The following is a 1,163-nucleotide window of genomic DNA, read 5'->3' as shown; positions in this document are numbered from 1 at the left end:
CCCAAATTGCAAGAACAAATTAGCCACACGATAAATCCTATTAAATCAGTATTTTCATTAATATTCATATTTTATGGACTTAACTTAACCGGCGGAAGCAGCGGAGAAAAGCTCTTTGGGTGTTTGATAGCCAGTTTGCCGGCGCGGTAAATTGTTTAGCTTTGACTCAACTGCTTGGATATCATGAGGACCCAAAATATCCATGGATAGACCCTTGGGTACATCGCGGCGGATCATTCGATTATGCGCTTCGTTAGTCCCGCGCTCAGAGGAACGATATGGATGGGCATAATAAAGGTCAGCGACACCGGTAAGTACAGCGCCAACTTCCGAGAACTCAGCGCCATTATCGGCAGTAACTGACTTCATGATTGATCCGTATTCTTGACAGATCTTGGCTAGCTCATAGTTGACTGAATCGGCATCACGACCATCGATCAAACGTAGAATTTGGCAGCGGGATTGACGCTCGATCAGCGTTAAGATCACACTCTCTTGACCGTTGCGCTTGCCCACCACGGTGTCCAATTCGAAATGACCGAACTCTTGGCGCTGGTCGATGCTTTTAGGCCGTTCATCAATACTCCGTCCGGCCAGACGCTTGTGCTTGATCGAGTGATGATGTTTGGCACGGTGGCGCGTTTTTTCGAGTAGATCAAGATTGCGGACTTCAAGTAACTGGGCATCAATATAGTGGTATAGCGTCTTGGTCGAGACCATCTCCTCAGGTTGATATAAGCCTTCAAGTTTGGCCCGCCCTACTGCTGCATCAGGCGACCAACCATCTTGACGCAAATGAGTCGTAAAATAGTCGATAAAATCAGCGACACCGACGAGTTTCAAAGGTCGATGACAGTGGGCTCGATTAGCTTCGTACTTAGCTTGTGCTGTTTCTGGTGAGTATACAGCGTAATATTGGCGTTGACCATTCACTTTTTTTACTTGGTCGATCTCGCCGCGGCACAATTCATTATTGATTGTTTGGTGACAAACATTAAGCGCTCTGGCAATTGCACGATTGGAATAGCCTTGGCTGTGCAGCGTAGCAATTCTGCCTCGTTCAAACGAAGTTAGGTGCTGACCTTTTTTTCTGACTGTGGTATTCTGTTCTTGCATCAAGACAATAACCTCTTTCATTGTTTGTGTAGGAACATCAATGATAA

General features: G+C 46.0%; 1 protein-coding gene. It reads right to left on the bottom strand.

Translation table 11 applies throughout. From position 1 onward, the window contains the following. Positions 1-84 precede the first annotated feature (84 nt). Positions 85-1,116, bottom strand: a complete 1,032-nt coding sequence (locus tag KGF70_RS16895; protein WP_004270929.1) for an IS30 family transposase — start codon at positions 1,114-1,116, stop codon at positions 85-87. Between the last annotated feature and the right edge of the window lie 47 nt (positions 1,117-1,163).

The sequence above is a fragment of the Lactiplantibacillus sp. 7.2.4 genome, from assembly GCF_018991185.1.
Lineage (GTDB): Bacteria > Bacillota > Bacilli > Lactobacillales > Lactobacillaceae > Lactiplantibacillus > Lactiplantibacillus pentosus.
Note: the sequence above shows the minus strand (reverse complement) of the source record. Positions and strands in the feature narration are given on the sequence as shown.

Excerpts from the sequence above, each read along its gene's own strand:
- KGF70_RS16895 (WP_004270929.1), bottom strand. The coding sequence starts at position 1,116 with ATGCAAGAACAGAATACCACAGTCAGAAAAAAAGGTCAGCACCTAACT.